The sequence below is a fragment of the Kitasatospora sp. NPDC056446 genome (assembly GCF_042796115.1).
Lineage (GTDB): Bacteria > Actinomycetota > Actinomycetes > Streptomycetales > Streptomycetaceae > Kitasatospora.
Map to the genome: position 1 here is coordinate 1 of NZ_JBHTRF010000162.1, position 3,272 is coordinate 3,272.

A 3,272-nucleotide genomic window follows, 5' to 3' on the forward strand; every position below is an offset into this window, starting at 1 on the left:
GTTCCCCCGGGGGCGCGGGGGGCCCGGGTGTCCCGGCGGCCCCCGCGCCCCGGGGGGTGGCCCGCCGCCGGCCCCCCCGGCCGGGCGGCGGACCGTCTCGGGGCTCGCCTCAGCGCGGGTGGTCGAGGCGCAGCAGTGACAGTCGTACGGTGCGGCGCGGCAGGGCCGCGGGCAGGGCGACCAGCAGCGCGGTGGCGGTGAACACCGCGTAGTGCCCGCCCTCCGGCCAGGGGCCCGACCAGCCGAGTTCGGCGTGGTGGTGCTCGGCGAAGGCGTTGCAGCAGAGCCAGGCGGCCAGGCCGACCAGCGGTGCGGCCCGCGGCCGGGAGAAGCCGCCGACCAGTGCGCACAGCGCCAGGTACGCGGCGTGGGCGGGCGCGCCGGAGTGCAGTGCGCCGAGCCCGGCGAGGCCGAGTGCCAGCAGGCCGCCGGCCAGGAGGGCGACCGTGCCCGAGGTGCCGGCCGACAGCCGTTCCAGCACGGGGTGGTAGCGGGTGCCGCCCGGGCGGGCCGAGTACATCCGCACCGGGGGCTACCCCTTCGCCGGGAGGAGTCGGGGCCCCGGGCCGGCCGGAAGGTGCAGGCGGGCCCGGCGGTTCATCGCCTCCAGCTCGTGCAGTTCGGCGAGCAGTTCGGGCACCGGCACGGTCAGCACGGGGCAGCCGGCCCGCCGCGCGCAGTACCCGGGCACCGAGCGCCGCAGCCGGCGGTGCAGCACTCCGCCGCCGCGGCCGAGGACCAGCAGGTCGCCGGGCCGGTCGGCGACGTGGACCAGGGCCGGGCCGGTCTCGCCGCGGATCACCACCGGGCGCAGCGGCACGCCGGGGTCGGCGCCGCCGAAGGCCGCGTCGAGGGCGTCGCGCAGGCGCTGTTCGGCGGCTTCCCGGACGGCCGCGAGCAGCGGCGGGCAGGGCGAGCGGCGGTAGCCGTGCTCGCCACCGGGCGGCTCCCAGGCCAGCACGGGCAGCAGTTCGGCTCCGCGTTCCCGGGCCTCGGCCACCCCCCGGTGCAGCGCCGCCAGGCTCCCCAGCGACCCGCTGACCCCGACCACCACCCTGGGTGCCCCGCCGTCTTCGTGCCGCCCGCTGCCGTACATGGTCCGTCCTCGTGTCGTGGTGTGCCCCGTTCCTCCACCCAACCGTGCCCCCGATCGCCCACCGGGACTTCTTGACGGCCTCCTGACGCCCGGACCGGTGATCCGAACGCCGTCCATACGGCGGGGCCGGTCCGGCGGCGCGGCGGCAGTGCCGGGGCGCCGCCGGGGAGGCGCCGGGACCGGCTCCGGCTGACCCCCTGTCACCCGTTCGGCTCAGCCGACAGGCGGGGTCCGCCGCCGAATGGGTGGATGGAAGCGCCCGTGGGACCGTTATGCCCGGCGGGCGGTTCGATGCCGAACGTTCTAGGGAGCGGGCTTGTACTACAGCAGCGGCAACTACGAGGCGTTCGCCCGGCCGAGGAAGCCCGAGGGCGCCGAGCGCAAGCGGGCGTGGTTCGTGGGGGCGGGCCTGGCCTCGCTGGCCGGGGCGGCGTTCCTGGTGCGGGACGGCGGGGTGCCCGGCGAGCGGGTGACGGTCCTGGAGCGGTTGAAGCTGGCCGGCGGCGCGCTGGACGGGATCAAGGAGCCGGAGAAGGGCTTCGTGGTCCGCGGCGGCCGCGAGCTGGAGGACCACATGGAGTGCCTGTGGGACCTCTTCCGCTCGGTGCCCTCGCTGGAGGTCGAGGGCGCCTCCGTCCTCGACGAGTTCTACTGGCTGAACAAGGACGACCCGAACGTCTCGCTCCAGCGCGTCACCGAGCGCCGCGGCCAGGACGCCGGGACGGACGGCCGCTTCGCGCTCGGCGACAAGGCGCAGAAGGACCTGGTCCGGATCTTCCTGGCGACCCGGGAGGAACTGGAGGGGAAGCGGATCGACGAGGTGTTCTCCCGGGAGTTCCTGGACAGCAACTTCTGGCTGTACTGGCGCACCATGTTCGCCTTCGAGGAATGGCACGGCGCGCTGGAGATGAAGCTGTATCTGCACCGCTTCGTGCACCATGTCGGCGGCCTGCCGGACCTGTCCGCGTTGAAGTTCACCAAGTACAACCAGTACGAGTCCCTGGTGCTGCCGCTGACCCGCTGGCTGATGGACCAGGGCGTGCGGTTCCGCTTCGAGGTCGAGGTCACCGACATCGACTTCGACCTCTCCCCCGGCACCGGCGGGGCCCCCGGCCGCAAGCAGGCCACCCGGATCCACTGGCGGGAGGCCGGGCAGGAGGGCGGGGTCGACCTGGGCGCGGACGACCTGGTGTTCACCACGATCGGCTCGCTCACCGAGAACTCCGACAACGGCGACCAGTCCACCCCGGCCCGGCTGAACGAGGGCCCGGCCCCGGCCTGGGACCTGTGGCGCCGGATCGCGGCGAAGGACCCGGCCTTCGGCCGCCCCGAGGTGTTCTGCGGCGACATCGCCGCGAGCAAGTGGGAGTCCGCGACCGTCACCACCCTGGACCCGCGCATCCCGGAGTACATCCGCAAGGTCGCCAAGCGCGACCCGTTCGGCGGCGGCGTGGTGACCGGCGGCATCGTCACCGCCCGGGACTCCGCCTGGCTGCTGAGCTGGACGGTCAACCGCCAGCCGCACTTCAAGCAGCAGCCCGCCGACCGGATCGTGGTCTAGCTGTACTCGCTGTTCGTGGACCGCCCCGGCGACTACGTGCCCAAGCCGATGCAGGAGTGCACCGGCGAGGAGATCACCCGGGAGTGGCTCTACCACCTGGGCGTGCCGGTCGGGGAGATCCCCGAGCTGGCGGCCGGCGCCGCCCGCTGCGTGCCGGTGATGATGCCGTACGTCACATCCTTCTTCCTGCCCCGGCACGCGGGCGACCGTCCGGACGTGGTGCCCGAGGGCGCGGTCAACTTCGCCTTCATCGGCCAGTTCGCGGAGACGACCCGGGACTGCGTCTTCACCACCGAGTACTCGGTGCGCACCGGTATGGAGGCGGTCTACCGGCTGCTGGGCGTGGAGCGCGGCGTGCCCGAGGTGTTCGGCTCGACCTACGACGTACGCGCCCTGCTCGCCGCCACCACCCGCCTGCGGGACGGTGCCGGGCTCGACCTGCCCGGGCCGGAGTTCCTCCGCAGGCGGCTGCTGCGCCGGGTGGAGGCCACCGAGGTCGGCGAACTGCTGCGGGAGTACGGCCTGGTCGAGGACGAGCGGGAGTAGCGGGAACAGCGGGAGCAGCGGAGGCAGCGGGAACGGTCGGGGACCGTTCGGCGGCGCCGCCCCGAGGGC

Annotated in this window: 2 protein-coding genes and 1 pseudogene; 1 reads left to right on the forward strand and 2 read right to left on the reverse strand. The window is 74.6% G+C overall.

Translation table 11 applies throughout. The features are described from left to right. Positions 1–109: 109 nt before the first annotated feature. Both ACFQ6N_RS40105 and ACFQ6N_RS40110 read right to left on the reverse strand, forming a co-directional pair. Positions 110–526 (reverse strand): hypothetical protein, encoded by a 417-nt coding sequence (locus ACFQ6N_RS40105; protein WP_380659103.1) that lies wholly within the window; start codon positions 524–526, stop codon positions 110–112. A gap of 6 nt (positions 527–532) precedes the next feature. After that, positions 533–1,096 (reverse strand): universal stress protein, encoded by a 564-nt coding sequence (locus tag ACFQ6N_RS40110; protein WP_380659104.1) that lies wholly within the window; start codon positions 1,094–1,096, stop codon positions 533–535. Positions 1,097–1,412: 316 nt separating this feature from the next. Here ACFQ6N_RS40110 and ACFQ6N_RS40115 point away from each other — a divergent pair. Continuing rightward, positions 1,413–3,203, forward strand: a pseudogene (locus ACFQ6N_RS40115) (oleate hydratase). The last annotated feature ends 69 nt before the right edge of the window (positions 3,204–3,272 follow it).